The sequence below is a fragment of the Paenibacillus plantarum genome, from assembly GCF_013141695.1.
Classification (GTDB): Bacteria; Bacillota; Bacilli; order Paenibacillales; family NBRC-103111; genus Paenibacillus_E; species Paenibacillus_E plantarum.
Genome location: NZ_WHNY01000076.1, coordinates 21,835 through 48,779, shown reverse-complemented (window position 1 = coordinate 48,779; position 26,945 = coordinate 21,835). Strand labels below are relative to the sequence as shown.

The 26,945-nt window shown below is 43.4% G+C and carries 32 protein-coding genes and 1 tRNA gene; 29 read left to right on the top strand and 4 right to left on the bottom strand.

From position 1 onward, the window contains the following. Window positions 1-11: 11 nt before the first annotated feature. Both dnaN and dnaA read right to left on the bottom strand, forming a co-directional pair. Entirely contained in the window at window positions 12-1,154 is a 1,143-nt protein-coding gene (dnaN, locus tag GC096_RS32570) for a DNA polymerase III subunit beta (protein WP_171636310.1), read from the bottom strand. A gap of 180 nt (window positions 1,155-1,334) precedes the next feature. Next, window positions 1,335-2,702, bottom strand: coding sequence for a chromosomal replication initiator protein DnaA (gene dnaA, locus GC096_RS32565; RefSeq protein WP_056622690.1), 1,368 nt, complete (start codon window positions 2,700-2,702; stop codon window positions 1,335-1,337). Between the two features lie 625 nt (window positions 2,703-3,327). Between dnaA and rpmH the strand changes: the two genes are divergently transcribed. The 12 genes from rpmH to GC096_RS32505 all read left to right on the top strand — a co-directional run bounded on the left by rpmH (window position 3,328) and on the right by GC096_RS32505 (window position 14,254). Next, a complete protein-coding gene (rpmH, locus tag GC096_RS32560; RefSeq protein ID WP_028557239.1) occupies window positions 3,328-3,462 on the top strand; it encodes a 50S ribosomal protein L34 in 135 nt (44 codons plus the stop codon). A gap of 135 nt (window positions 3,463-3,597) precedes the next feature. Beyond that, window positions 3,598-3,957, top strand: a complete 360-nt coding sequence (gene rnpA, locus GC096_RS32555) for a ribonuclease P protein component (protein ID WP_171636308.1) — start codon at window positions 3,598-3,600, stop codon at window positions 3,955-3,957. 71 nt (window positions 3,958-4,028) lie between these two features. Next, window positions 4,029-4,802: a membrane protein insertase YidC gene (gene yidC / locus GC096_RS32550; RefSeq protein WP_246303121.1), complete on the top strand. Its 774-nt coding sequence runs from the start codon at window positions 4,029-4,031 to the stop codon at window positions 4,800-4,802. Further along, window positions 4,799-5,416 (top strand): RNA-binding cell elongation regulator Jag/EloR, encoded by a 618-nt coding sequence (jag, locus tag GC096_RS32545; protein WP_056622682.1) that lies wholly within the window; start codon window positions 4,799-4,801, stop codon window positions 5,414-5,416. The genes yidC and jag overlap by 4 nt, the downstream gene beginning before the upstream one ends. A 74-nt stretch (window positions 5,417-5,490) precedes the next feature. Next, window positions 5,491-6,867 (top strand): tRNA uridine-5-carboxymethylaminomethyl(34) synthesis GTPase MnmE, encoded by a 1,377-nt coding sequence (mnmE, locus tag GC096_RS32540; protein ID WP_171636306.1) that lies wholly within the window; start codon window positions 5,491-5,493, stop codon window positions 6,865-6,867. A gap of 46 nt (window positions 6,868-6,913) precedes the next feature. Further along, the gene (gene mnmG, locus GC096_RS32535) at window positions 6,914-8,809 is read left to right on the top strand and encodes a tRNA uridine-5-carboxymethylaminomethyl(34) synthesis enzyme MnmG (protein WP_171636304.1); all 1,896 of its coding nucleotides are present in this window, start codon (window positions 6,914-6,916) and stop codon (window positions 8,807-8,809) included. 4 nt (window positions 8,810-8,813) lie between these two features. Then, entirely contained in the window at window positions 8,814-9,539 is a 726-nt protein-coding gene (gene rsmG, locus GC096_RS32530; RefSeq protein ID WP_171636302.1) for a 16S rRNA (guanine(527)-N(7))-methyltransferase RsmG, read from the top strand. A 304-nt stretch (window positions 9,540-9,843) separates the two neighbouring features. Then, on the top strand, window positions 9,844-10,659 hold the full coding sequence (gene noc / locus GC096_RS32525) for a nucleoid occlusion protein (RefSeq protein WP_056622673.1): 816 nt from the start codon (window positions 9,844-9,846) through the stop codon (window positions 10,657-10,659). Window positions 10,660-10,823: 164 nt separating this feature from the next. Then, window positions 10,824-11,582 (top strand): ParA family protein, encoded by a 759-nt coding sequence (locus GC096_RS32520; protein ID WP_056622827.1) that lies wholly within the window; start codon window positions 10,824-10,826, stop codon window positions 11,580-11,582. After that, the gene (locus GC096_RS32515; protein ID WP_171636300.1) at window positions 11,579-12,451 is read left to right on the top strand and encodes a ParB/RepB/Spo0J family partition protein; all 873 of its coding nucleotides are present in this window, start codon (window positions 11,579-11,581) and stop codon (window positions 12,449-12,451) included. The genes GC096_RS32520 and GC096_RS32515 overlap by 4 nt, the downstream gene beginning before the upstream one ends. Window positions 12,452-12,586: 135 nt before the next feature. Next, entirely contained in the window at window positions 12,587-13,747 is a 1,161-nt protein-coding gene (locus tag GC096_RS32510) for an aminotransferase class V-fold PLP-dependent enzyme (RefSeq protein WP_171636298.1), read from the top strand. Between the two features lie 15 nt (window positions 13,748-13,762). Then, entirely contained in the window at window positions 13,763-14,254 is a 492-nt protein-coding gene (locus tag GC096_RS32505; RefSeq protein ID WP_171636296.1) for a DUF4446 family protein, read from the top strand. Here GC096_RS32505 and yyaC read toward each other — a convergent pair. Next, window positions 14,229-14,852: a spore protease YyaC gene (gene yyaC, locus GC096_RS32500; protein ID WP_056622658.1), complete on the bottom strand. Its 624-nt coding sequence runs from the start codon at window positions 14,850-14,852 to the stop codon at window positions 14,229-14,231. The genes GC096_RS32505 and yyaC overlap by 26 nt on opposite strands. Window positions 14,853-14,948: 96 nt before the next feature. On the opposite strand from yyaC, the gene GC096_RS32495 reads away from it, so the two are divergent. The 5 genes from GC096_RS32495 to GC096_RS32475 all read left to right on the top strand — a co-directional run bounded on the left by GC096_RS32495 (window position 14,949) and on the right by GC096_RS32475 (window position 17,060). Next, complete coding sequence (locus GC096_RS32495; protein WP_063868179.1) at window positions 14,949-15,191, top strand: putative Se/S carrier protein; 243 nt, start codon at window positions 14,949-14,951, stop codon at window positions 15,189-15,191. Window positions 15,192-15,203: 12 nt separating this feature from the next. Beyond that, window positions 15,204-16,058, top strand: a complete 855-nt coding sequence (locus GC096_RS32490) for a mechanosensitive ion channel family protein (RefSeq protein ID WP_312886391.1) — start codon at window positions 15,204-15,206, stop codon at window positions 16,056-16,058. Between the two features lies 1 nt (window position 16,059). Continuing rightward, a complete protein-coding gene (locus GC096_RS32485; RefSeq protein WP_171636294.1) occupies window positions 16,060-16,275 on the top strand; it encodes a DUF951 domain-containing protein in 216 nt (71 codons plus the stop codon). Between the two features lie 76 nt (window positions 16,276-16,351). Further along, window positions 16,352-16,439: transfer RNA gene (locus GC096_RS32480), tRNA-Ser, on the top strand. Window positions 16,440-16,616: 177 nt separating this feature from the next. Next, a complete protein-coding gene (locus GC096_RS32475) occupies window positions 16,617-17,060 on the top strand; it encodes a hypothetical protein (RefSeq protein WP_171636292.1) in 444 nt (147 codons plus the stop codon). Window positions 17,061-17,171: 111 nt separating this feature from the next. Here the strand turns inward: GC096_RS32475 and GC096_RS32470 are convergent, their stop codons facing one another. Beyond that, window positions 17,172-17,363 (bottom strand): YjzC family protein, encoded by a 192-nt coding sequence (locus GC096_RS32470; protein ID WP_028557224.1) that lies wholly within the window; start codon window positions 17,361-17,363, stop codon window positions 17,172-17,174. Between the two features lie 243 nt (window positions 17,364-17,606). Between GC096_RS32470 and rpsF the strand changes: the two genes are divergently transcribed. The 12 genes from rpsF to GC096_RS32410 all read left to right on the top strand — a co-directional run bounded on the left by rpsF (window position 17,607) and on the right by GC096_RS32410 (window position 26,930). Further along, window positions 17,607-17,894 (top strand): 30S ribosomal protein S6, encoded by a 288-nt coding sequence (gene rpsF, locus GC096_RS32465; protein WP_056622648.1) that lies wholly within the window; start codon window positions 17,607-17,609, stop codon window positions 17,892-17,894. Window positions 17,895-17,928: 34 nt separating this feature from the next. After that, a complete protein-coding gene (gene ssb, locus GC096_RS32460) occupies window positions 17,929-18,417 on the top strand; it encodes a single-stranded DNA-binding protein (protein WP_171636291.1) in 489 nt (162 codons plus the stop codon). A 25-nt stretch (window positions 18,418-18,442) separates the two neighbouring features. After that, on the top strand, window positions 18,443-18,730 hold the full coding sequence (rpsR, locus tag GC096_RS32455; RefSeq protein ID WP_028557221.1) for a 30S ribosomal protein S18: 288 nt from the start codon (window positions 18,443-18,445) through the stop codon (window positions 18,728-18,730). Between the two features lie 227 nt (window positions 18,731-18,957). Next, the gene (locus GC096_RS32450; RefSeq protein WP_171636289.1) at window positions 18,958-19,965 is read left to right on the top strand and encodes a metallophosphoesterase family protein; all 1,008 of its coding nucleotides are present in this window, start codon (window positions 18,958-18,960) and stop codon (window positions 19,963-19,965) included. 1 nt (window position 19,966) lies between these two features. Further along, a complete protein-coding gene (locus tag GC096_RS32445; RefSeq protein ID WP_171636287.1) occupies window positions 19,967-20,797 on the top strand; it encodes a metallophosphoesterase family protein in 831 nt (276 codons plus the stop codon). Between the two features lie 37 nt (window positions 20,798-20,834). Next, window positions 20,835-22,127 carry an ABC transporter substrate-binding protein gene (locus GC096_RS32440; protein WP_171636285.1) on the top strand — a complete coding sequence of 431 codons (1,293 nt, stop codon included), beginning with the start codon at window positions 20,835-20,837 and terminating at the stop codon, window positions 22,125-22,127. A gap of 102 nt (window positions 22,128-22,229) precedes the next feature. Beyond that, window positions 22,230-23,189, top strand: a complete 960-nt coding sequence (locus GC096_RS32435) for a carbohydrate ABC transporter permease (RefSeq protein WP_216626335.1) — start codon at window positions 22,230-22,232, stop codon at window positions 23,187-23,189. Between the two features lie 12 nt (window positions 23,190-23,201). Continuing rightward, window positions 23,202-24,032 (top strand): carbohydrate ABC transporter permease, encoded by an 831-nt coding sequence (locus tag GC096_RS32430; RefSeq protein WP_171636283.1) that lies wholly within the window; start codon window positions 23,202-23,204, stop codon window positions 24,030-24,032. After that, window positions 24,032-24,730, top strand: coding sequence for a GntR family transcriptional regulator (locus GC096_RS32425; protein ID WP_171636282.1), 699 nt, complete (start codon window positions 24,032-24,034; stop codon window positions 24,728-24,730). The genes GC096_RS32430 and GC096_RS32425 overlap by 1 nt, the downstream gene beginning before the upstream one ends. A 36-nt stretch (window positions 24,731-24,766) precedes the next feature. Then, window positions 24,767-25,507 (top strand): tyrosine-protein phosphatase, encoded by a 741-nt coding sequence (locus tag GC096_RS32420; protein ID WP_171636281.1) that lies wholly within the window; start codon window positions 24,767-24,769, stop codon window positions 25,505-25,507. Between the two features lie 190 nt (window positions 25,508-25,697). Continuing rightward, window positions 25,698-26,009 (top strand): MazG-like family protein, encoded by a 312-nt coding sequence (locus tag GC096_RS32415; protein ID WP_056622632.1) that lies wholly within the window; start codon window positions 25,698-25,700, stop codon window positions 26,007-26,009. 6 nt (window positions 26,010-26,015) lie between these two features. Beyond that, on the top strand, window positions 26,016-26,930 hold the full coding sequence (locus GC096_RS32410) for a DUF2232 domain-containing protein (protein ID WP_171636280.1): 915 nt from the start codon (window positions 26,016-26,018) through the stop codon (window positions 26,928-26,930). The last annotated feature ends 15 nt before the right edge of the window (window positions 26,931-26,945 follow it).

Below are 26,945 nucleotides of genomic sequence, written 5' to 3'. Positions count from 1 at the left end.
CGAGCGCTCCCTTAATTCGTTGTTCGGTATGGCAAAATCAGCTGAAGAATATTTGTGGAATCTTGTGGTTTCATGATGATGGGCTGCATAGCTCCCGTAAATCCAATTTGAATAAACTCGGAATCAAGTACTTTGAGCGCATCCAACATATATTTGGAGTTAAACGAAATCTTAAGTAAATCACCAACAATATGCTGCAGGGCAATTTGTTCGGTTACTTTACCTAGCTCGGAGGAGCTGGATGAGATTTCGATGGTTTTGTCTTCAAGCATCATCATTTTAACAATATTCGTTTTGTCTTCTTTGGAGAGAAGGTAGGCACGATCGATCGCTTCTGCCAATTCTTTCGTTGGAACAACCATTTCCGTTTGAAAGGATTGCGGAATCAGCTTAGACGTATCTGGGTATGTGCCATCTAAAATACGCGAATAAAATAAAATGTTTTGAATTTTGAATAAAACTTGGTTGTCCGCAATAACTATATCTATAAGGGTGTTTTGATCAGGCAAAATTTTGCTTAACTCATTCAGTGTACGTCCTGAAATAACGATATTCGGCAGGTTTTGCGCTTGCTCATTATCAACGGTGACTTCTCTACTTGCCAAGCGATGACGATCGCATGCGATAAATTTCAACTTATCACCTGTAATGTTCCAAAGAACTCCTGTAAGAATAGGCGTGGATTCATTGGTTGATACCGCATAGGACGTTTGTTTAATCATTGTTTTAAGCAAATCACTTGGAAGGCGAAGCATTTTGCTTTCTTCGATTTCAGGAAGCAGTGGATACTCATCTGGATCTAAGCCCATGATTTGAATTTCAGAAGAACCTGAACGAATAATCGTTTGGAAGTTGGCTTTTACTTCAATTTCGATTAGTTGTGCTGGCAGCTTACGAATGATTTCAACGAAAAATTTAGCGGGAAGTACAACACTCCCAGCTTGGATTAGTTCAATAATTTTAATTGTGCTGTTTTCACTTGCTGTAAAGCTTTGAATTGAAATGTCGGTATCACTAGCTGTTAGCGTAACACCGCTTAAGGTTGCATCTATTTTGATCCCTGTAAGAATGGGTATCGTTGTTCGAGAGGATATGGCTTTGGAAACGTGACCAATGGATTCGATTAAATGGTCTTTTAGGATAGTTAATTTCATGACTTCACTCCTGCAGTTCTTTTTTTACGGTGCGTTAGCATAATCATTATATAATAACATTCTTTATTAGTAATAGCAGTAGGGGCTCTGGATATGTGGATATGTGGATGAACCTGAGATAGAGCAAGCCTATCCACATGTGAATAGATTGTGCATAGGCTTATGGAAAAAGTGATGTTATTAAGAGGGGTTTTTGATGCGTTCCGTTAAGTTATGGACAATCTTATATAATTCTTGATCCACTTTGAGCTGCTGCACAATTTTTTCATGCGCATGTATGACGGTCGTATGATCACGACCCCCAAAATTATCTCCGATTTTCGGCAATGAGAAGTCTGTAAGCTCCCGTGCAAGGTACATGGCTACTTGCCTTGGGAAAGCTACGGCTTTTGTTCGTTTACGCGCTTTGAAATCCTCGAGCTTTAAACCATAGAATTCTCCAACTCGCGCTTGAATATCCTGTATCGTAATGACTCTTGGTCGGTTGGATGGGATGATATCCTTCAACGCTTCAGCCGTTAAATGAACGCTAATATCTTGATTAATAAGGGACGAGTACGCGACAACGCGTATTAACGCACCCTCCAGTTCTCGGATATTCGTATCAATTTGGTTCGCGATATAGATCATGGCCTCATTTGGAATCTCTAGATTCTCGGCTTTCGCCTTTTTGCGTAAAATGGCGATACGTGTTTCTAGATCTGGTGGTTGAATATCTGTGATAAGTCCCCATTCAAATCGTGAGCGTAACCGATCTTCCAGGGTTGGAATTTCTTTAGGTGGGCGGTCACTTGAGATAATAATTTGTTTTCCTTCCTCATGAAGCGCGTTAAATGTATGGAAAAACTCTTCCTGTGTTCCTTCTTTCCCAGCAAGGAATTGAATATCATCGATGAGCAGTACATCAATGGTTCGATACTTGTTACGAAAGCCTTCCCCGCGGTTATCACGGACTGCATTGATAAATTCATTCGTAAACTTTTCGGAGGATATATATAGAACCCGAGAGCCAGGGTTATGTTCGAGTACATAATGTCCGATCGCATGCATGAGATGAGTTTTACCTAGTCCAACACCCCCATATAAAAAGAGGGGATTATACGCTTTGGCCGGCGCTTCAGCTACGGCGAGGGAAGCAGCGTGAGCAAAACGATTGCCAGATCCGATAACGAAGGTATCAAATGTGTACCTAGCGTTCATCATACTTGTAAAGTTTTCTTCACCAGCAACAATGGCTGGACCTTTGGGGGGAATCACAACAGGTTGAATGGCCTGCATCGACTGTGACTTCTGATCTTCGGTTTCGATGATGAATTTAACGGATACATGCTTTCCCGTAAAATCGTAGATCGTTCCTTCGATGAGCTTCGTATATCTACTCTCAAGCCACTCCTGCGCAAAATTATTAGGTGCGCAAATGATGACTGTTGAATCGTTGAATACAGTAGCCTTCGTTGATTTGAGCCAGGTGTCGAAACTAGGTTTACTGAGCTTTGTTTGAATAATCGTTAAAATTTGTTGCCAAAGGTCCGTAGAATGGCCTTCCACAGTACTTCACTCCTTTTGAATCAAACATGTGGCATAGGCCAGGGGAAACTTGGTTATGATTTATGGATAAAACGTGAAAACAAACAACTCACGTTGGAATCTCGAAGAATTGGTAGTTAGCATGTAGTGTGCCCAAATATCGTCTAAAAGAATCGAGTGTCTGGTGGGGTCAAAAAAGGATGACTTTTGTCGGTTTTATCCACATTACTAAGGATCCGCAGAAATGACTTATTCTTGTAGAGGGAAGTTTGTGCACATTATTATCCACAGGGTGTTGATAACTCGGAGGATTAGTGGTGTATATCCACAGCAGAAACATTACTATCTTAACAAAAGATACCTTGTTAATCAACGGATTGTTTCGTATTATCCACAATAACAACAACTTGTGGGTAGAAATTGTTCACAACACAAGATATTGTTGATATTCTGTTGATTTTCGACAAAGTTTGTTCTTTCTCGTCAAAACTTTATGCACAGCTTATTCTTTTTGTCGTTCTGGGGAGATTCCGCCAGCCAAATACTGCACACTTGGGTAGGTTGACTTTCTTCTGTGAAAATGATTTAATGAGTAGTAGAAATTTTGTAGGATGGATATCCTCAGCCAGGTAGGGAGGTGCTATAGATGGGTCCAACATTTAACCCGAATACGAGAAAGCGTAAGAAGAACCATGGTTTCCGTAAAAGAATGAGCACGAAGAACGGTCGTAAAGTTCTACAAGCTCGTCGTCTTAAAGGAAGAAAAGTTCTAAGCGCGTAAGAAGAGGCTCCGAAAGGGGCTTTTTTTTTTGCATTTTGTTGTTCGGTTTACATCGAGCTGGTTTTGTTAAAACTAGATTAGATATGTAGTGTTCTTTCAACTAATGAATGTGATCTGTCTGGAGTGTACATGGGTGTGGAGAAACAATATCGGTTAGCAAAAAGGGAAGACTTTAGTAAGGTGTATCGCTATGGGAAATCGATGGCCAATCAGCAGTTCGTTCTATACTATTTGCCGCAGCCGAAAGCAGAAGATTTTCGTTTCGGTGTATCGGTTTCCAAGAAAATTGGAAATGCCGTTGTACGTAATCGTTTGAGACGAATGATGAAAGAAATTATTCGGTTGAAAAAAGAAAACATGACGCCTCAATATGATTACATTCTGCTGGCTAGAAAACCTGTTGTTGATATGGCTTACGCAGACATGGAGAAGAGTATCTGGCATGTCATTCGTAAAGCTTCTTTATATAAAAAAAATGACGCGACAAAAAAGTGACGCAATATTTCCTTGCGGACTGAAGATGTGTTATAGTTTATCTTGGAAAAGACATTTAGGAGGATCTCATTTTGACTCGTCGAATTTATATGCTAGTAGCACTGTCTTCGGTGATTTTACTTTTGTCCGGATGTAGCCCGTCAAGTGCAGCATCAGCGCCAATCGACCCGAACACGGCTAATTTTTTCACTAAGTACTTTACGTACCCGCTTTCAAAAACGCTTGACTGGTTCGCCGATCATCTATGGGGTCAATATGGATTATCCATCTTGGTTGTTACACTGATTATTCGATTGATTATTTTGCCGCTTACGCTTAAGCAATACAAAAGCTCCAAACGGATGCAGGATCTGCAGCCTGAAATGAAAAAGCTTAAAGAGAAATATAAAGATGATGCGAAAAAGCAACAAGAAGAAACGATGAAACTATTTCAACAAAATGGTGTAAATCCGTTGGCTGGTTGTTTTCCAATCATTGTCCAAATGCCAATTCTAATCGCCCTTTATCAAGCGATTATGCGTAATCAAGAAATTCATGAGCACACGTTCCTATGGTTGAATCTTGGTAAGCCGGATCACCTTTACATCTTACCGTTGATTGCCGCGGCTACGACGTTCATTCAACAAATGTTTATGTCTTCCCAGATGAATCAACAAATGAAAAGTTTAATGTACATTTTCCCGGTCATGATTTTCGTTATGTCCATGAATTTTGCATCGGCACTTCCGCTTTACTGGATTTACGGTAACATTTTCACAATCGTTCAGTCTTATTTCATCTATGGTGCTCCTGGTTCACAAAAAAAGCCTGGATCTCAAAATAATAAGGGTGGCCTGTCGAAATGAAGAAAATCGTGGTGACTGGAAAGACAATTGAACTAGCAGTTAAATCTGGTCTAGATCAATGGCAAGTTTCGGAGGATCGTGTACAAATTCATATTTTGGAACAGCCCTCACGAGGGTTGTTCGGGTTTATTGGATCCAGAGTTGCGAAGGTTGAGCTCGAATTGATACCCGATCCACTTGAGGAAGCGATAGCTTTCTTACAAGATATGTTCGAAGCGATGCAAATTTCCATCACCATAGATACACATAAAGATCGTGAAGGCTATATCTTAAACATGAGTGGCTCGGAATTAGGTATTTTGATCGGAAAAAGAGGACAAACACTGGATGCTCTTCAGTATTTAGTCAATATTGTTGGTAATCGATATGCGAATTCTCATTTCCGTATCATCTTAGATGCGGAAAATTTCCGTGATCGACGGAAGAAAACGTTGGAAGAGCTGGCGTTAAGACTAGCTAATCGCGTGATAAAGTCGAAAAAAGAAGTTATTTTGGAGCCAATGAATTCGCAAGAACGTAAAATCATTCATGCGGAATTACAAGGGCACCCAGTTATCAAAACGTACAGTAAAGGCGAAGAACCGAATCGTCGGGTTGTCATCGCTGTTAAATAACACAGATCGCAATGACTGGGTTCATATGTCATTGCTTTTTCTTTAAGATGAGGTAAATTCGAGGTGCAAATACTATGTTAAATGATACGATTGCTGCTATTTCTACACCGCTTGGTGAGGGTGGGATAGCGGTTATTCGTGTGAGCGGCGAGGATTCTGTCACATACGTTGAACGTATTTTCCGCTCCAAAACGAAATTATCTGTTGCTGACACGCATACGGTACATTATGGATTCATTATAGAACCTGCTTCCGCCGAAAAGGTAGAGGAGGTTCTAGTTACGTTAATGAAAGCTCCGCGATCCTTCACCATGGAGGATGTTGTCGAAATTAGTTGTCACGGAGGGATTGTCTCCGTTAAGAAAGTCCTTGATTTACTACTCGTACAAGGGGTTCGCTTAGCTGAGCCTGGTGAGTTTACAAAGCGAGCTTTCTTGAATGGTCGTATTGACTTAACGCAGGCAGAAGCGGTTATAGACTTAATTCGGGCTAAATCCGATCGAGCTTTCAAGGTAGCTTTAAAGCAAGTGGAAGGCAATTTATCCAAACAGATTAAGCATTTACGGTATATTCTGGTGGAGTTAATGGCTCATGTTGAGGTGAATATTGATTACCCGGAACATGATGTAGAGGAAATGACAAATGCATTCATTAAGACGAAGTGTGATACGGTCATGTTAGATATTGATCGTTTATTGGTGACCGCAGAACAAGGTAAAATTTTGCGCGAGGGCATTGAGACGGCCATTGTCGGCAAACCTAATGTTGGGAAGTCTTCCTTGTTGAATGAATTAGCCCAAGAGAATCGGGCCATTGTTACGGATATTCCAGGAACTACGCGAGATGTCATTGAGGAGTTCGTTAATATTGGCGGTATCCCGTTGAAGCTGCTTGATACAGCTGGTATTCGTGAAACTTCGGATATTGTCGAACAGATTGGTGTGGAACGCTCTAAGACTGCCTTAGCTGAGGCTGACCTCATTTTACTGGTTCTGAATAGTAACGATGAGCTTCAACTCGACGAGATTGCGTTGATGAAGCAGTTAGCTGATAAACAAACGATCGTTATTCTAAATAAGATTGATTTGGATCGCAAATTAGATGTGGAACAGGTACTCAGTTATTTCCCGCAAGAGCGTATTGTGGAACTGTCCCTGATTGAGAATAAAGGTATTGAAGATTTGGAAAAAGCGATCGCGGCGATTTTCTTTGAAGGAAAGCTCGAATCCAGTGATTTAACATATGTGAGTAATGTTCGTCATATTTCTTTGTTGAAGCAGGCTAAGCGTTCCTTGCAGGATGCGTTGGATGCCAATGAGCAATATGTGCCGATTGATATGATTCAAATTGATATTCGGGCTGCTTGGGAGCAGCTAGGGGAAATTATCGGAGATTCTGTAGGTGAGTCCTTAATCGATCAAATTTTTACACAATTCTGCTTAGGAAAATGAAAACCGACAGCATTTGCGTTTTCATAAAAGAGGGAGGGACGTTTCAATGGGATATCACGCAGGGGATTATGACGTTATCGTTATCGGTGCCGGACATGCAGGTTGCGAGGCAGCATTAGCATCAGCTCGCATGGGTTGTAATACGTTGCTATTAACGATCAATTTGGACATGGTTGCTTTCATGCCTTGTAACCCATCCATCGGTGGTCCAGCGAAAGGACACGTTGTTCGTGAGATTGACGCGCTTGGCGGTGAGATGGGTCGCAATATTGATAAAACTTACATTCAACTTCGTATGTTGAATACAGGCAAGGGACCAGCTGTTCATGCGCTGCGCGCTCAAGCCGATAAATTTTCGTATCAGCATAAAATGAAAGAAACGATTGAAGCTACGGCTAATTTGACATTGCGTCAAGGAATGGCAGAAGAGCTTATCGTGGAGAATGGTGTATGTAAAGGTCTGATTACGAAGACAGGTGCTGAGTATTATGCAAAATCTGTCGTTTTGACCACGGGGACATATTTGCGCGGTAAAGTCATCATGGGCGAACTGATGTACGAGAGCGGGCCTAATAATCAACAACCCTCGGTTAAATTATCGGAGTCCTTGCGTAAGCTAGGCTTTGACTTGGTTCGATTTAAAACGGGAACGCCACCGCGCGTTCATGGAGATACGATTGATTTTAGCAAAACAGAAATTCAGCCTGGCGATGAGCAACCGAAGTTTTTCTCGTTCGAAACGAAGTATGGTTCTAATCATAATCAACAATTGCCTTGCTGGTTAACTTATACGTCTGCAGAAACTCACCAAATTATTAATGATAATCTTCATCGCGCTCCGATGTTCTCTGGTGCTATTGAAGGGACGGGACCGAGGTATTGTCCTTCTATCGAAGATAAAATTGTTCGTTTCGCTGATAAGGCAAAGCATCAAATCTTCCTAGAGCCAGAAGGTCACAGTACGTCGGAGTATTATGTTCAAGGTCTTTCTACGAGTATGCCGGAAGATGTGCAGTTGGGGATTTTACGTTCCATACCGGGGTTAGAAAAAGTTGAAATGATGCGTACCGGCTATGCGATCGAATACGATGCAGTTGTACCTACACAATTGAAGCCATCGCTTGAGACAAAGTTAGTTAGCGGACTTTTCACAGCTGGACAAATTAACGGAACATCAGGCTACGAAGAGGCTGCTGGTCAGGGTGTTATGGCCGGTATTAATGCTGCTCGTAAAGTGCAAGAGAAAGAAGCGATCGTAATAGATCGATCGGAGGGCTATATCGGCGTTCTGATTGATGATTTGGTTACTAAAGGAACGAGTGAGCCTTATCGCTTACTAACTTCACGCGCAGAATATCGCTTGTTGCTCCGTCATGACAATGCTGATCTTCGCTTGACGCCAATTGGTCATGAAATCGGATTGATTTCTGAAGAGCGCTATGCGAGATTTTTGAACAAAAAATCGCTAGTAGAGCAAGAAATTGAACGTTTATCTGAAGTGAAGGTGAAACCTGAGCCTCATGTTCAAGAATTGCTTCGAAGTTTGGAAAGTGTGGAATTGACGAATTCGGTGCCAGCGATTTCCTTACTGCGTCGTCCGGAGATTGAATATAAACATATTGAGCAAATGACGATGTCTCCTTTTGACTTAGATGAAGATATGAAGGAGCAAGTTGGTATTCAAGTGAAATATGCTGGTTATATTGAAAAGCAAAGTAATCAAGTTGATCGTTTGCGCAAAATGGAAAAGAAGAAAATTCCGGATGATATTGAGTACAGTGAGATTCATGGGATTGCTACAGAAGCGAAGCAGAAGCTCGCGAAAATCCGTCCAATCTCGATTGGTCAAGCATCTCGGATCAGTGGGGTTACACCTTCGGATATTTCGATCTTGCTTGTTTATCTCGAACATTACAATAGAGTCATAGCGGCTAGAGGTTAAAGACATGGATGCTATACAGCAACAATTCACAGAGTTATTAGCAAAAGAAAACATTTCTCTTTCTACGGAGCAGTTAGCGCAGTTTGAACAGTACTACAAGACTCTCGTAGAGTGGAATGAGAAAATGAATTTAACAGGTATCACAGAGAGAGATCAAGTATATCTTAAACATTTCTATGATTCTCTTTCTGTGGCTTTCAATTACGATATGGGGAAGGTTAAATCTCTTGCTGATATCGGTTCAGGCGCTGGATTCCCAAGCATACCTCTTAAAATTGCATTTCCTCATCTTCAAGTTACCATTGTTGACTCTTTGAATAAGCGGATTTTATTCTTAAAGGAAATTGTTTCTCAACTTGCTCTAACGGAGATGGACTGTGTGCACGGTAGGGCAGAGGATGTTGCTAGACTTCCTCGCTATCGTGATCACTTTGACCTCGTCACAGCTAGAGCTGTTGCGAAACTGCAAGTGCTAAATGAGTTCTGTCTTCCTTTTGCCAAGAGTGGTGGAACTTTCATTGCAATGAAGGGTTCCGAAGTGGATGATGAGATTAAAGACTCTTCCTATAGTTTAGTAGAGCTGCGAGGAAAAGTAACGAAAGTTAATCGTATGATTCTACCTATCGAAGAATCTGTAAGACACTTTGTAGAGATTCAGAAGACGTCTGCGACGCCTGCTAAATATCCTAGGAAAGCGGGGATTCCTTTAAAGGAACCACTTTTCAAATGATAGAAATGTTTCACGTGAAACATTTACCTGCTTACCTATTGTAGAGAAGGATTATGGCCTTCGATGGAGAATACCTATATAAGGTGAAAGCCCGTCATATACTGGCTTCGCCTTACCTTTTATTTGTGATGTTGTGGTTGGATATTCGCAATTGATAGATTAAATTTACTAGAATCAGACAGCATGAATGACATCGTCTCGGAATGGCGAAAAGATCTTTGCACCTTGTACAGGGCGTTGTATCCGTTTATTGAAACTGTACTGATCGCTTAAACTACGGGAAGAGTTGGTGGTAAGTTTTCCTATGAAAGAACAAATATCGAAGCTATTTGGCCTTGCAGATCGTTCGACGACGGATGAGGTCAAAAACATACCCGTAAATAGTATTATTCCAAGTCCCTATCAGCCAAGAACGTTATTCGATGATGATCGTATTGATGAATTATGCCAAACCATTCGAACACATGGTATTATTCAACCGATCGTTGTACGAGTCAAAAATAATACATTTGAATTAATTGCTGGCGAACGACGCTTGCGTGCGGTGAAAAAGTTAGGTCTTGATACGATTCCAGCTATTGTTCGGGACTTTAATGATTCACAAGCGGCATCCATTGCGCTTATTGAAAATCTGCAGCGTGAAGGACTTACTGCGATTGAAGAGGCGGCAGCGTATCACCAATTGATCGAGATGCATGATCTCACACAGGAAAGCCTTGCCCAGCGTTTGGGCAAAAGCCAATCCACAATCGCCAATAAGATTCGTTTATTGCAATTATGCGAACCTGTTAAAATGGCATTGATGGAGCGCAAGATTACGGAACGCCATGCACGGGCTTTATTAGCTCTTGATCAAGAAGAGCAACAGGTGAAATTGCTAGAAGAGATTATCACCAAAGAATTAAACGTTAAACAAACGGAAATCAAAATAAGTTTTCTGAAGGAAGCGGCGAAGATTAAGAAGTCACGTCGTGTATCCTTTACGAAGGATGTTCGACTTGCTCTCAATACCATTCGACAGTCGGTTGAAATGGTTTCAAGTTCGGGCTTACATATTAATACATCAGAACAAGATCATGAAGATCATTACGAAATTATAATTAAGATTCCTAAGCGATAATTTAGGCATTCCAGCTACCTAAAACGGCGCAAGCCGTTTTTTTTGCATCTAATGGCACGAATCTATCAAATATTCATAAGGTAACTGATTGATAGATATGGTAAGATAGTACTACTGCTTGTTAAATAGCATTATGGAACATAAGCGATAGAGGTGAAATGGTTTTGTCTAAAATTATTGCAATAACGAATCAGAAGGGTGGCGTCGGCAAGACGACGACTTCTGTGAATCTAGGCGCTTCATTAGCTTCGCTTGGTAAACGCGTCCTTTTGGTTGATATTGACCCTCAAGGGAACACAACAAGTGGTATTGGTGTAAATAAAGCTGATGTTACAAATTGCATTTATGATGTATTGATTAATGACGTACATCCGAAAGATGCAACAGTGGAAACAAATGTACCGAATCTTAAAATTGTACCGGCAACGATTCAATTGGCTGGTGCAGAGATTGAATTGGTTCCAACCATTTCAAGAGAAGTTCGATTAAAGAAGTCACTTCAACTTGTCAAACACTTATATGATTATATTTTGATAGATTGCCCTCCATCACTTGGCCTTTTAACGATCAATTCTTTAACAGCCGCGGATTCCGTAATCATTCCTATTCAGTGTGAATACTACGCATTAGAAGGTTTAAGCCAACTTCTGAACACAGTGCGATTGGTGCAAAAGCATTTAAATACAGGACTTCAAATTGAAGGCGTGCTATTGACAATGTTTGATGCAAGGACGAACTTAGGTATTCAAGTTATTGAAGAAGTTAAAAAGTACTTCCAAACAAAGGTTTATCAAACGATTATTCCTCGTAATGTACGTTTGAGTGAAGCGCCGAGTCATGGGCAATCCATTATTACGTATGATCCTAGATCAAAGGGCGCGGAAGTTTATTTAGAACTTGCTAAGGAAGTGATCTCAGTATGACCAAAGGCCTCTCTAAAGGTTTAGGTAAAGGATTAGACGCATTAATTACGTCCTTGCATATTGATGAGAGCGATAAAGTCATTCAGATTCCACTAGCTCAATTGAGAGCTAATCCGTATCAGCCTAGAAAGCATTTTAATGAAGATAGCATTAAGGAACTTTCAGAATCGATCAAAGAGCATGGCGTCATTCAGCCTATCATTGTTCGGAAGGTACTTAAGGGCTACGAGATCATTGCGGGCGAACGTCGTTTCCGTGCATCACAAGTTGCAGGAACGCCAACCATTCCAGCTGTAGAAAGAATTCTTTCTGATCAGCAGGTTATGGAGATTGCATTGATCGAGAACGTGCAACGTGAGGATCTTAATGCGCTGGAAATCGCTTTTGCTTATCAAGGCATCATTGATCAGTTCTCTTTAACACAAGAAGAGCTTTCAGCGAAGGTTGGTAAGAGTAGATCTCATATTGCCAATTTCCTAAGATTGCTTTCCCTTCCTGAATCGATTAAACAATATGTTTCACGTGGAACATTATCCATGGGCCATGCGAGAGCAATTGTTGGTGTGAAGGATGATAAGGTTAAGAAAGAACTTGCAGAGTCAACGATCTCTAAACAATGGAGTGTTAGAGAACTTGAAGAAGCAATTAAGATGCTAGAAGAACCGCCTGGCCCTGAAAAGGAAAAGGCAAAACAAAAAGAAAAAAATAGAGATCCGTATATCAATCAAGCAGAAGAGCAATTGCGAGACATTTATCGGACATCCGTTAAAATTAAGAGTCAGCAGGATAAAGGGAAGATCGAGTTGCTCTACTATTCAAAAGACGATCTCAACCGACTGCTAGAATTGTTGCAAGGTAAAATCTCTTAGAAATTGCTAGCATACCTATGTTTTTCTTTCGAACAGAAGGAACAAACTAAGGTATGCTATATTTTTGACCAAATATAATTGGAAATGGTATTTATAATTAATGCGGGGTAGGATTTCTCGAAAGGGGCTGGACATATGAAAGACGTTATGTATTTCGACCAAGCAGCATCCTCATGGCCGAAGCCGCCAACAGTGATGGATGCAATGATGCAATGCATGCAGGAGTATGCAGCGAATCCTGGTAGAGGCAGCCATCAAATGGCTGTGAAGGCAAGCCGAACATTGTTCGAGACGAGAAAGAATCTAGCCAAGTTATTCGGTGTCAGAAACCCTAATGACATTTCATTTGCCTTAAATACGACACATGCACTAAACCAAGCAATCAAAGGGTTTGTAAAGCCGGGCGACCATGTAATCTGTACGAATGTTGAACACAATTCGGTGAGAAGACCGCTAGAATATTTAAAAGCCTCAGTTGGCGTCGAGCTTACCTATTTGCAACACGATGAGCAGGGGAATGTGCAATTCAATGATTTGAAAGAAGCGTTTCGCTCGAATACAACACTTGTTGTGGTGAATCACAGCTCCAATTTACTTGGTACCATCATGCCAATTGGAGAGATTGGGGAGCTCTGCAGAAGCCGCGGCGCGAAGCTGCTTGTAGACGCGGCTCAGAGCGCCGGTGTACTGCCTATTCATGTCGTTGATATGAATATCGACATGCTCGCCTTCCCAGGCCACAAGGGGCTCCTGGGGCCTCAAGGAACGGGTGGGTTATACATCCATCCGGACATTGATTTGGAACCGTTGCTGCATGGTGGGACGGGCAGTCAGTCGGAGGCCATCCACCAGCCGACAGTACGGCCTGATCGCTATGAAGCAGGGACGCAGAACACACCAGGCATCGCTGGATTGAATGAAGGTGTGAAGTTCGTCCTAGCGGAAACCGTGGACAAGATTCATGCGAAAGAATGGGCACATACCCAGCAATTAATGGAAGGGCTACTGGGAATTGAAGGAGTTACGATTCTAGGGCCAAAGCTTGGACAAAATAAAACAGGAATCGTTTCCTTTAACATTCAAAATGTGGATTCATCGGAAGTTGCTTTTATCCTCGACCAGTCGTTTCAAATTGCCGTGCGAGCGGGTTATCATTGTACACCGCTTGCACATGAAGTTGCCGGTACGTTGGCCAAGGGAGCAGTGCGGTCGAGCATCGGGTATTTTACCACGGACGAAGAGGTAACGGCACTCATTGAAGCTGTCAAAGAGATTCAAGCGCAATATGCGAAGTAGAAAGAGGGATAAGGCATGGGGGAACTGTTTGGCTTGAATGCAGAATACGTGATGTTAGTTTGTTTCGCATTCATTCTTGTATTATTGGTTATGGTCATCATTATTTCAATTCGATTGTCATCCTTGCGAAAACGATATACTCGGATGATCAATGGTACAAGCGCTGAGAATATGGAACAATTACTTATTGAGATGCAGAACGCCTTGAATGAGCAAAAGGCCGAATCCGTTAAGGCTTCGACCCAAATATCTGGTATTCATCAGTCCATGAAGAAGATGACATCGAACATTAAAGTTCGTCGCTACAATGCCTTCAATGAAGGTGGTAGTGATCTCAGTTTCTCGTTGGCGATGCTGAACGAAGAACAGGACGGTGTGATCATTACGGGAATACATAGTCGAGAGCAAATGTATGTATATGCGAAGCCGATCGCAAAGGGGCAATCCAGTTACACGTTAAGTCCAGAAGAGAAGGAAACACTTACTCAAACTTTAAAGCAGTCGTAGCACTCGGTGCAAAAGATTGCGTCCGTCTGATCGAAGCGTAGAGGGCATCGCCAATGACCGTAGCCATATTCATCACGAGGCTAAGCCGCGTATTTTGCAAGACGAAATATTCCATGAACCCGCCAACGTTCACAATCCCAGTGACATGAATATCACCAACAGGAGGCAGATCTTTATTGACACCCGCACCTGGCTTGAGTGGTCCATGCGCGACTTGAATGCAGCCGACACTGGCAACTTGCCCTAAACAAGCATCAACAGCGACGATGAAAGGGTTCTGAAATTGCTTGTGAATGGTTTCAACGGTTTCGGCTAAATTCATCGCATGGACAGGCTCATCCAAGGTACCAAATAAATGAAGATTCCGGAGTGTGGTCGTACGATTAAGATGGGAGCCAACGAGAGGACCGAGAGCATCGCCTGTAGAACGATCCGTTCCTACGCAAATGACGACGATAGGTTGATAGGTTGGTAGTTTACTAAAAATCGATTGCAAATGCTTGGCGAGCAGATGAGGTGTATTGGAATCGGTATGTTGAATTTTCAAAGGTTCTTGCACTGGGGTTTTATCGCCGTCGAATCCGAAATGGAATTTCATGATATCCCTCCAAAGTAGTAAATCTTTTTTACTAGTATATGGAGAGAGAGGTACATTTATACGTAGAGAGGAGAGCTTTCTCTGGAATTTTCTATCATGTTGCTAGCTTTCGATTCTACCCAACAAGCACTAAGAGCTGAGATGCTGCTAGAATACGCGGATATTGAGATCGATATCAGGCCTACGCCGAAAGAGATTACAGCAGGATGCGCTCTTTCTATTGAATTTCCAGGAGCAGATCTTGTGCGAGTTCAAGAGATTATAGAGAGCGAGAATGTCGAGATTAGAGGCATTTATTTTAAAAAAGAAGATGGATATGGTACCATAGTAGAAAAGTAAGGAGGCTTACTAGTGTCTTACGAAACACAATATTTCGAAGATTTGATGCATTGGATTCGGGAGCATATCAGTAAACCTGAAATCATTGCCTCGATATTCTGGATCACTATCAAAATTGTACTTATCTATGTCATTGCTAGAGTTATTATCAAAATTGCTGACAAAACAATCGCTCATATGGTAATTGCGAGAGAGAAGTCACCACTTAAAATTGATAGACGAAGATCGAATACCATTTCAATTCTCGTACATAATCTTATTGCCTATACAGTAAATCTAGTTGCTATTATGTTGATCCTTGGTCAAGTAGGATTGAATTTAGGCCCCTTACTAGCGGGTGCAGGTGTTCTTGGATTGGCGATAGGTTTCGGAGCACAGAGTTTGGTGAAGGATGTCATTACGGGGTTCTTTATTATTTTCGAAGATCAATTCGGCGTTGGCGATGTGATTCAGATCGATCAGTTCAAAGGAACGGTTGAGGAAATCGGTATTCGTGTGACTCGGATCAAAAGCTGGACCGGTGAGGTTCACATCATTCCTAACGGAAACATCAAGCAAGTGACGAACTTTTCCACTTATAATTCGATTGCTATCGTCGACGTATCTATCGCTTATGACGCTGACATTGATCGTGCGATTGTCTTATTAAATGAAGTTGTTGCTGAAGTGCATGAACGCACAGAGAGTATCGTTAAAGCGCCACAAGTGCTCGGTGTGCAAATGGTTGGAAACACGGATTTGAAGATACGGGTTATTGCGGAATGTAAGCCTAACAAGCAAGGCGAAGTCAGCCGTATTCTAAATGCAGAGATTAAGAAGTATTTAGATACCCATGGCATTAAACAGGAAAAGGTGGAGGGGAACTAAGATGGAGAAGAAGGAATACCAACTTGGCGACGTTGTACAGATGAAAAAGCCCCATCCATGCGGTACAAATGAAATGGAAATTATTCGAATGGGGATGGACATTCGGATTAAATGTGTAGGCTGTAAGCACAGCGTCTTAGTGCCAAGAACGAAGTTCGAAAGCAAGCTCAAAAAAATATTGCGCAGCAATGCGGCAGCAGAGGAAGAGTCCAATTAGCTTTTCCATAAATATTAGTAAAACACTTGCGAGAGACAGACTTTTTTGATACAATAAGTCCTGTTCTCATTTTCTTGGAAAGGTACCCAAGTGGTCCAAGGGGGCTGACTCGAAATCAGTTAGGCGTCGCGAGGCGTGCGTGGGTTCGACTCCCACTCTTTCCGTACTAGAACACACCAGATGAAAGCCGTTTATATCCTTCGGGGATATGGGCGGCTTTTTTATTTTCCTGTTTCGATATCGTGATAATGGTTTATATGAAGAGAAGGGATAGAAAGTAAAGATCTGAAGCAACCTAACAGTTAGGTTATGGCAAATAGTTACGTAGGAGGACGAGATAAATGAATAAATGGATACTAGCCCTAGCAATGCTTGCTGTGGTGGCCTCAGGCTGCTCTAAGAAGGACGATACGACGACAGTTAGTCCATCACCAGGTGTGACGGTACAGCCCTCAGCAGGGGCCTCAGCGACGCCTAGTGGGACGAGTGCAGGAGGTGCTGTAACAGCGACACCTGCGACACCTACGTCTACACCAAAGGGAACAACTGGTGGCGGAGCAGCAGAGACACCTTCCACGTTAACGAAAGAACAAGTGGAGAAAATCACATTGACGAGTACCTACGATGATTTGATTAAACAGACGGGGTCCAAAGGGAAGTTAGTGAAAGAGGAGAATGGTAAACGAACCTATGAATTTGCGATCTCTAATCAAGCAGGGTATTATGCGGAAATCGTCTATTTTAACGATGGGAAGATTTCAGAGAAGCGCGTGTACCAGAAGTAGAAGGGGTTTAAATAGCTAAGATGACGATTTGGAAGTAAAAGAATGTGGAAGAAAGGAACACCTCTCACTAAAGCTAAAGAGGGGTGTTCCTTTCTTTTTCATATAGAAGAACTACATTCGCTTGCCGCCCTTTTTGTGCCATTTGCGATTATGATTGCTTGTTGCTGGAAAAGTGTCCCCTTTGCGGAGGGTAACTGTCTTGGGATTGTTAATCCCCATATGGAAGGCATTCTCGCCAATTTCCATATATTCACCGTCGTTAGGAACATGATCGCCTTCATTAAAATGTGTCCATTCACCCACGATTGAATCACCTCTTCGTAAGAATAACAATCATAGTTAGAATGCCCGCAGAAGGGGGAAGCATGTACCTGACGAGCTTCCAGCTTCCACCTGTGCGAAGCGTGTGATAAAAACTTGTAATTTGCCGCATGATTTGCTATAGTATTCAGGTGCGAGTTTTGAATAAGAATCCTCGCTCCTTGCTCCTTCGCTTGCCTAGCAAGTTAGAATAGGAGCCGCTTAGTCCAAAAGGAGGTGAAATACATGCGCAAATATGAATTGATGTACATCATTCGTACTGACGTTGAGCAAGAAGTTGTTCAATCTACGGTAGAAAAATTTCAAGGCATCATCTCGAACGGTGGGGGAGAAATCTCCAAACATGACCTGATGGGTAAACGCCGTCTTGCGTATGAGATCAAGAAGTTCCGTGACGGGCACTACGTGCTTGTACACTTCAACGCAGAACCTGCTGTTGTAACTGAACTTGATCGCGTACTTAAGATTTCGGACGAAGTTATTCGTCACTTAATCGTAAACGACGTAGCTTAATCAATGCCAGTATTTTCGTCAGGAGGGTTATTCCATGTTGAACCGTGTCATTCTTATCGGTCGATTGACCAGAGATCCAGAACTTCGTTATACACCTGCTGGGGTAGCAGTTACCCAATTCACACTTGCTGTAGACCGTCCTTTCACGAGCGGTGGCTCGAAAGAACGTGAAGCGGACTTTATCAATATCGTCACGTGGAGGCAGCTCGCCGAAACATGCGCGAATTACTTGCGTAAGGGTCGTTTAACAGCAGTTGAAGGACGCATTCAAGTGCGTAACTACGACAACAATGAAGGAAAACGTGTTTACGTGACCGAAATTATTGCCGACAATGTACGTTTCCTTGAATCTAGCGGCGGCGGAAATCGCGAAGAGGGCGGATCATCTAATGCAAACGCGAATGCAGGCTACGGCGGCGGAAGCGGAAGCAGCAATCGTGGCGGTGGATCGCGCGAGCAGCAGGATCCTTTCATAGATGACGGGAAACCGATCGATATTTCCGATGATGATTTGCCATTTTAAACGTAGAAAGGACTGAAGAGACACAATGGCTTTCCAAAAAAGAGACAATAATGGTGATGATCGTGCTGATCGCAAATTTGCTCCTCGTGGCAAAGGCGGTAAAGGCAAACGCCGTAAGGTTTGTTACTTCACTGTAAACAAAATCAAGCATATTGATTATAAAGATATCGAGACTCTTAAAAAGTTTATCAGTGAGCGCGGGAAGATTCTTCCTAGACGTGTAACTGGAACTTCCGCTAAGTACCAACGTGCTTTGACGATCGCTATCAAGCGTTCCCGTACAATCGCGTTGCTTCCTTACACAACGGAATAGGTTTCGGAATAAAGAGCAATCGGGCAACCGGTTGCTCTTTTTATATTTATGTTGAGAAGCGAGCCCCCGCGGGCTCGCTTTTTTGGCATTGGCTTTCTTTTGCCGCAGCCAGACCCAAGGACAACTAGATTAATAATAACTATAAATCAAGCTAATATTCTGCTTACATACAACCTGCATACTAAGGATAAGAACAAGCTTTCACCAATAGAAGGGAGATAGGAACCATGCAAACTGTACAGCTCGATGAAAAGAAGAACGTAACGATCTTTGAGGATCAGCAAGTGAACACAGAGAAACGCCCTTGGTTTGGGAGCATGCCTAGTCAACTGGGAGAAGACTTTTCGTTTGTTGTGATGGGGGACCGTTGCGGGATGGCGACGGAGGGGGTTTTTGAGAAGGCGCTGGACATGGTGAAGGATTTGAAGCCTGACTTTGTCTTGGCAGTTGGTGATTTGATCGAAGGCTATTGGAATAACGCCGCGGACACACATCAGGAATGGGATGACATTGACGGCAAAATTGCCGCGATGGGACTACCTTTCTTTCCGGTCATCGGCAATCACGACTATGGCAATCTAACGATGGCAGAGGTATGGCGCGAGCGCAGAGGCTTGGACTACTACGCGTTTCGTGTAGGGGATACACTCTTCCTTTCTTTAAATACGGAGCATACACCGGATGAGTTCTCCGATGCATTTATCGACATCATCAAACGGATAACAGCGGACGTGAAACGCGAACCTGAACGCGCCAATGAACACATGAGTGCTTTTGTTGATGAACTGAAAGGGCAACTCACACCTGAGGAACTACAAGGTTTTGGCAAGATCAAGCTGAGTTTGGGCGAGGAGCAACTTGCTTACTTTAGACGCGTACTGGCCAACAATGCAGATGTAAAATGGACGTTCGTCAACATGCATAAGCCAGGTTGGAAATCAGAAAGCGAAGAATACCAAGAGCTCATTGGGATGCTTGGGAAACGCTCCTACACCATTTTTGCTGGGCATTTGCATGCGATGGAGTATTCTCGAAAAGGTAATGCAGAGTTCATACAGCTAGGTAGAACAGGTGGTCTTGCACATGGGGATGGCACGAATCCTAGTGACGAGAATGTCGTGTTATGGGTCACCATGCGCGGAGGAATGCCTACATATCGCGTTATTCATCTGGATGGTGTCAATGATTTAACAGCTTATCAGCCTCATCAACACGTTCACGGGGAGAGTGTCTAACATGACGACGAAAGAACCGATCTTTTTCATACAATTAACGGATATTCACATCAGCACACCAGGAAAGAAACCATTGTTCGGCCTCGAAATGTCAGATAAGCTGCGCGCTGCTTGTGCGGAAATTCGCACCTTGGAGGCGAAACCATCCTTCGTGGTAATTAGCGGTGATTTGACGCATGATGGCAATTTGGAAGACTATCGTTTTCTCAAAAAGCTGCTAGACGAAGAAGAAGCGCTTCTCGGTATTCCGATTCATGTCGCGCTGGGCAATCATGATTTCCGCGAGCCATTTCGCGAAGGTTTCTTAGAAGAAGAGCCATCGAACGAGTCCTATTACTATAGCTTTATGGCCGATGGCCTCCGCATCGTGATATTAAATACACAAGTACCAGGGACTCATGGCGGTAGACTTGATGACGTACAACTCGCCTGGCTAGAGCAAGTGCTAGCTGAGCCGGCACCATCTGGAACGATTATTGTGCACCATCATCCGGTTGTGAAGACACCTACGGTAATAATGGATGATCATCTATTGGAAAACCCGCAGGACTTGGCAAACGTCATCGAAGGAACGGACGTGATTGGCTTATTGTCGGGGCACATTCATTATCATAATGTCGGTGTTTTTAATGGTATTTTGTGCGCAGCCGCAGATGGACTTGCCTTCGGTCTGGATCCGTCTTCGTCGACGAACATGCGATTCATCGATAGATCTGGTTACAACTTGATCACGGTGAAGAACGGACAAATGATCGTACAACCCATGACCTTGCCCGGTGAACAACGTTTGCTATATGAAATGAATGTATCCAAGATTCATGCTGAGGCCTAATCCTACCCATAGATCGATAATAAGAAGGAGCTGTGACATGTCACGAACCAAAACAAAGATCATAATGTTGCTTTCATTAACTGCACTGGTAACAGCAGCATGTGGAAATGGCAAGGAGAGTGCATCAACCGGGCCAGTTACGATTTCTTTCTATAGCTACAACTTAGCGATCGCTAGTCAAAAGGAAGGCACTCAGCAACTGATTACGGAATTCGAGGCAGCTCATCCGAACATTAAGATCGATGCGATTCCGGTTACGTCAACGGAAATTAATACGAAGGTACAGGCAGATATCGCGGCAGGTTCGCGACCTGACGTTGCGCAGCTCGTATTCGATGGGTTGGATTATGCCGTTCAGAACTACAATGCGAAGGCATTGGAGGATATTGTGCCTGCTGACGAGCTGAAGAAGAACTTCGAAGGCTTCTCTCCGAATGGACTGAAATTAGGTCAACTGAAGGGCAAAACATATGGACTTCCTTTTACATTCAGCACACCGGTCTTATTTTATAATGCAAAGCTATTCAAGGATGCGGGTCTTGACCCAGAAAACCCTCCGAAAACGTGGGAAGAAGTGAAGACCTATGCGCTGCAGATCGCTGCCAAAACGAAAGCTTCTGGTGTGCATGTAGGTGGTGCAGCCGGAGCGGACTGGATTGTCCAGGCCTTGATCGGCAGCAACGGCGGTAAGGTGCTATCGGATGACCGCAAAACGATTCAGTTCGGTGAACCCGCAGCGATTGGCGCGATCAAGATGTGGCAGGATCTCGTTCAAAGTGGCGCAAGCGACAAGATGAACGACACGGAAGTGATTCAAGCGTTCAGCGAATCGAAGGTTGGGATGCTGCTGTATACAAGCGCATTACAGAGCGCCTTGCTCAGTGCTTCTAAAGCTGGAGGCTGGGATCTGAAAGCTGTCCAGATGCCATCCTTCGGAAGTAAACCTACAACACCAGTGAACTCAGGAAGTGCCTTGTTCGTGTTATCTGATGATAAAGCGAAACAGCAGGCAGCGTGGGAATTCCTCAAGTTTGTTACCAGTGAGCGGGGCTACACGATCATTACGTCCAAAATCGGGTATCTGCCGCTTCGCCCAGCTATTGTGGATGATCCGAAGTATTTGAAGGACTGGGTGGCAGCCAATCCGTTGGTGAAACCAAATCTAGACCAGCTGACACGCTTGCAGCCTTGGGTATCCTATCCAGGTTCAAAATGGAGCCAAATCGAGACGATCTTGCTGGAAGGCGTGCAGAAGTCAATTCAGAGTTCGGGAGATACCACGTCCATCATGCAGGATGCTCAGAAACGTGCACAATCACTAATGCCATAATGGGTGCGAAGACAGGAGGTAGTCATTTCCTTCTGTCTTCTGCCATGAATCGGTCATTCGATGATCGCCGAGAGACCGTTCTAGACATTCAGGAGGGATACCATGAATAGCAATGCAATCACGAGGACAGTTTCTAAGGCTCGTCCGAAGTCGGTGCAGCAGGTAAAAAGACCGTTCCCCTATAAAAAGTTGATCCCTTATTTATATTTGTTGCCGGTGATGATTTCGATTGGCTTCTGGATCTATCGTCCTTTAATCGAGACCTTTCAGCTCAGCTTCTACGAGTGGAACATGCTGCCGACATCCCCGAAGGAATTCATGGGATTGGATAACTTTGAGAAGCTAGTTACTCTTCCCGAGATGAGTAGAGCCTTATTGAATACCTTGTTTTACACGGTGGGCGTTATGCCATTTTCGCTACTTTTGCCGCTACTGATTGCGATTGCCACGGACAACATTGGGCAGCGTACTCGCAATGCGTACCGAGCGTTAATTTTTGTACCCATGATTATGGCACCTGTTGCGGTATCAGCCGTTTGGAACTGGATTATGAATCCAATGGGCGGTATTCTCAATAAAACGTTGCAGGCTGTGTTGCACATTCAGGAACCGATACGCTTCTTCTCCGATGAGCGGTGGGCGATCTGGTCGATCACGTTCATCACGGGTTGGAAGCTGCTCAGCTTCAGTACGTTGATTTTCTCCGCAGCGATGACCGGGATTAGCAAAGATTATATAGAAGCCGCTAGAATCGATCGAGCGAATCGTTATCAGATCATTTGGTACGTTTTGCTGCCATTGTTGTCGCCTACGATTATGTTTATGGCGATGCTCAGTACGTTGTTTGCTGCAGAGTGGAGCTTCTCCTATGTCAATGTATTGACGCAGGGAGGGCCACTCAATTCAACGACAAACATTTATTACTTGCTATGGACGTACGGGTTCAAAACGTTCTCCGTAGGTTGGAGCTCAGCAGCCGCTGTGTGCGTGTTTATTGGTTCTGGACTTATTTCATTAGGCTTCATGAAACTCTCGAAAAAGCTCTCGTTTTACGACAACTAAAGGAGGATCAGCATGAAGAATCCGCGATTGAATGGATCCCGCAGCGCAACCGTCGGTAAGCATACCGTATTGATATTGCTTAGCTTTCTTGCGATTTTCCCATTCTACTGGATGTTAAACACATCCTTTAAACCAGCAGGTGAAGTGTACTCCACGTCACTGCTTCCCACGCACTGGACGTTCGATAACTACGTGCAGGCATGGCACGCCATTCCTATGGCTCGTATGATGACGAACTCGATTATCGTTGCTATAAGTCAAACAGCAGCCCAATTGCTCACGAGCATTCTGGCGGCATATGCGTTCACACGCTGGGATTTTCGCGGCAAAGGTTTCTTCTACGGTTTAATTTCATTGACATGGCTGGTTCCATTTCAGGTCATCATGATTCCTAACTATGTGGTTATTAGCGGGTGGGGGCTGCGGAATTCCTTGATGGGGTTAATCATCCCGAACATCGTGTCCGCATTTGCAGTGCTCCAGCTGTACAACACCTTCAAATCGTTCCCGCGAACGTTAATTGAAGCGGCTCATCTGGATGGGGCATCCGACTGGAGCGTGTTGTGGCGAACGATTTTCCCGAATTTACGTGCATCGATTGCTTCTATAGGCGTGCTACTATTCATTTCCTCATGGAATGACTACTTCTGGCCGTTACTGGTCACGAACAAACCGGAGCATGCCACACTCCAAATCGGGTTGCAGTCGTTTATGTCCACAGACGCTAATCTGTGGGGTCCGATGATGGCGGCGACAACCATGGCAAGCTTGCCGATTCTTCTGCTTTATTTTATTCTACAGCGTCAAATTATCGATTCGTTCGTCAAAGGCGGTTTGCGTTAATGAGTTCATTATTTACACAGCCACGACATCTTCTTCAAACAAAAAGTGAGGCCAAACCATCGCTAGAAAAGAAAGCCTACCAAGAAATTCGGAATCACATTATTCATGCGAATTATTTGCCTGGCACCCTTTTATCAGAGAATGAATTGGCGGATCAACTGAACATGAGTAGAACGCCGATTCGGGCGGCTATTTCTTTACTGGAGCAAGAAGGTTTCGTGGAGTCGATAAGGGGCAGGGGCGTTTTTGTTAAAAATATTTCGTTCAAAGAGTTTTGTGACATGTTTGAAGTATTGGTTTCTATGCAGATTTATGCGTTCGATGTTGCTGAAAAGCGAGGACTTTCCTTCGATTTGACGTCGTTACGAGGCCATCTGGATCGTCAAATTCAAGCGGCGGATGACGGTGATCACTGGCTCTATTATGAAAGTTCGCTGCTATTTATTGAGACGATTCTAACTACCGTTCACAATCAGAACATGATGCAGATTCTGGAGCAAATAAAAGGTAAATATATGTGCAAAGTTGTTTCCTATCGAACAATGAATCCGCAGTCTCTATCCAATCCGAGACAGGGGAGAAGGATCAACTCCCGCATCTATGAGGCTCTTAAGCAAGGGAACATCCAAGATGCGAAAGAAGCGATCTATGAAGTGAATGAGATGTTGCATCAGCAACTGAAGCAATTCGATATTTGACGTATACCAAATTTGAATAGAGGCGGATGAATAACCATGACAACACATATGGCCAATGAGCAGCGCGTTCTACAGGTTGAAGGCGCATATAACTTGCGTGATCTAGGAGGCTACAAGACGAAAGACGGGCGAATGACACGTTGGGGCGTACTGTTTCGAGCGGATGGTTTGCACAAACTTAGTACGGATAGCCAACAAGATTTGGTGAACAGAGGTGTACGGACGATTATTGATTTGCGAAATGCGCATGAGCTTGTGGAGAGTAAGAACGTGTTCGCAGATTCCGAGCAAGTGAGCTATCATAATGTAAGTTTGATCAATCCAGCGACATCGAGTCTGACACAAATTCGCAATCTAGGTGATTTATATATTAACTTGCTTGAAACTTCGCAAGCCGAATTGTTACGTGTTTTCAGTTTGCTTGCTGAGGGATCCATCCATGGAAGTCTCTTCCATTGCGCGGCAGGTAAAGATCGTACTGGTGTCGTTTCGGCCCTCTTGTTAGACCTTGCAAATGTTCCACATGGAACAATTTTGGAAGACTATGTGCTAACGAATGCCTGTATTACGCCAATCATGGATGAATTGCGTAAGGGTAAACCTGTGAATGTGCCTGATGAAGTGTATGAGAGCTTCTTAGGTTGTGACCCCGCTTATATGGAGGCATTGCTATCTCACTTAGAGCTTCGGTACGGCAATGCGGAACGCTATTTACTAACGATTGGTATAACGGAAGGGCAGATTCTAGCTTTGAAGGAGCAGTTAATTACAAATTGAGGGAGTAATCTAGATTGCCAATCTCGAGGCATTTATCCTAAAAGAATACAATTCCCCAACAAGGCAGCTGTCCAGATCAGCTGTCTTTTTCTATGGCATCGGAGAGCTCGATTAGAGGCTTTCTTTTCTAGTACCTTTTTGTGGTATAATTGATCAATATCGTTTCTGCTGATATGAGGAGTGATGACGGTTGCTGAATAGGGATAAAGAAGTTGACCTAGCCAGACGGGCCAAAGTCATTGAGTGGCTCAAAACAGAAGTCGTAGATCATGTAGCTCACTTGCTCAAAGGCATGTGGGAAGGTAGTCATGTAAAAATGGTCGATGGATTAGCCAGTTTGATTTCGAGTGGCTATATTTTAGGCCGAAGACTGGGGATTTCTTATCGCAGTTTGGACGAAGCTATTGTTGAGAAAATGAAGAAGCACCGCCAAGAGGGCCATCAACTTGAGGACTGGTACGGCGACATTTCATCGCTCGAAGAACATTTACGTAAGAGGTGAGCCCGGTTGGGGAATCGAAGTTGGCAGAGTGTCATTTGGAGCGTTGTTATGATTATTTCATTGCTATCGCTGATGACACCATTTATTATTTTTACATGTAGTTTTCTGTTGGTACCCGTTCTAATGCTTTACGTCAAAACAAGTACGAAGCGCTTCGTCATAAGTTATGTACTCAGTCTGCTCGTCGTCTACATACTTACCCAGTGGGTAGGTCTCTATTTAATAACGATTGCGTTGTTCATATTACCTCCAGTGTTAGTGATGGGGAACCTGTACAAACGCAAAGCGGCAGCAAGATCCGTATTAACTGCGGGTATCGTTACCGTCTTGGCTGAGTCATTATTAAGCCTGCTTCTAGGCTTTGCTTTAGGTCTTGACCCGGTGACTAAGTTCAAGCAATTCATGATAGATAGTATTGCAACGATGCCGAGTAGCATTCAGGAGATTTTACCTAAAGATCAGGACTGGTACGTTGGATTCATCGTGCAAGTGATACCGTTGTATTTGATTTTTGTGGCGTTGTTTATAACCTTTGTGACACATGGTGTAACGCGGTGGTTCTTGAACAAAACAGGAGAAGGTATTCCTGGTTTGCGCCCAATGCGAGAGTGGAAGCTGCAAAGATCACTTGTCTGGATTTATTTAGTGGCTTTTGTTTTAGATTTATTCTCAAAGCCTGATTCAAGTTCACTCATTTCAACACTGCTGATGAATGCGATGCCGTTGTTAATGCTCGTATTTGCAGTTCAAGCGATAGGCTTTCTGTTCTTTGTGGCGCATGCAAATAAGTGGAAACCGATCTTGCCCATTGTGGCCATTATCATTCTCATCTTTATGCCGCCACTATTTATTGTGTATAGCTTATTAGGGGTATTTGATGTTGCGTTTCCAATCCGTGAACGGTTCAAGAAAAATTTATAGGATTAGGAGCTAGTT